Raw genomic sequence first — 1,373 nt, forward strand, 5'->3', positions numbered from 1 at the left:
TTTTTTCCTCGAGTCGTTGATTTCACACTGCCAAGAAAAGCCTCTAGCTAGAATTTTGGTGCCCGTACCGCAAACCGACACAGGTAGTCAAGATGAGAATTCTAAGGTGAGCGAGCGAACTCTCGTTAAGGAACTCGGCAAAATGACCCCGTAACTTCGGGAGAAGGGGTGCTCTTTAGGGTTAACGCCCAGGAGAGCCGCAGTGAATAGGCCCAAGCGACTGTTTATCAAAAACACAGGTCTCTGCTAAACCGTAAGGTGATGTATAGGGGCTGACGCCTGCCCGGTGCTGGAAGGTTAAGAGGAGTGGTTAGCTTCGGCGAAGCTACGAATCGAAGCCCCAGTAAACGGCGGCCGTAACTATAACGGTCCTAAGGTAGCGAAATTCCTTGTCGGGTAAGTTCCGACCCGCACGAAAGGCGTAACGATTTGGGCACTGTCTCAACGAGAGACTCGGTGAAATCATAGTACCTGTGAAGATGCAGGTTACCCGCGACAGGACGGAAAGACCCCGTGGAGCTTTACTGTAGTCTGATATTGAAATTCGTCACAGCTTGTACAGGATAGGTAGGAGCCTTTGATACGTGAGCGCTAGCTTACGTGGAGGCGTTGTTGGGATACTACCCTCGCTGTGTTGGATTTCTAACCCGCACCATTTATCATGGTGGGAGACAGTGTCAGATGGGCAGTTTGACTGGGGCGGTCGCCTCCTAAAGAGTAACGGAGGCGCTCAAAGGTTTCCTCAGAATGGTTGGAAATCATTCATAGAGTGTAAAGGCATAAGGAAGCTTGACTGCGAGACTTACAAGTCGAGCAGGGTCGAAAGACGGACTTAGTGATCCGGTGGTTCCGCATGGAAGGGCCATCGCTCAACGGATAAAAGCTACCCCGGGGATAACAGGCTTATCTCCCCCAAGAGTTCACATCGACGGGGAGGTTTGGCACCTCGATGTCGGCTCATCGCATCCTGGGGCTGTAGTCGGTCCCAAGGGTTGGGCTGTTCGCCCATTAAAGCGGTACGCGAGCTGGGTTCAGAACGTCGTGAGACAGTTCGGTCCCTATCCGTCGTGGGCGTAGGAAATTTGAGAGGAGCTGTCCTTAGTACGAGAGGACCGGGATGGACATACCTCTGGTGTACCAGTTGTCGTGCCAACGGCATCGCTGGGTAGCTATGTATGGACGGGATAAGTGCTGAAAGCATCTAAGCATGAAGCCCCCCTCAAGATGAGATTTCCCAACTTCGGTTATAAGATCCCTCAAAGATGATGAGGTTAATAGGTTCGAGGTGGAAGCATAGCGATATGTGGAGCTGACGAATACTAATCGATCGAAGACTTAATCAAATATTAAACCAGTTTTGATTGGTAACTTTT

General features: G+C 50.8%; 1 rRNA gene. It reads left to right on the forward strand.

The window, feature by feature from the left end:
- Window positions 1–1,343: ribosomal RNA gene (locus tag BK821_RS13075) — 23S ribosomal RNA — on the forward strand; the annotation flags it as partial.
- Between the last annotated feature and the right edge of the window lie 30 nt (window positions 1,344–1,373).

Source organism: Staphylococcus sp. LCT-H4 (assembly GCF_001866145.1).
GTDB lineage: Bacteria > Bacillota > Bacilli > Staphylococcales > Staphylococcaceae > Staphylococcus > Staphylococcus succinus.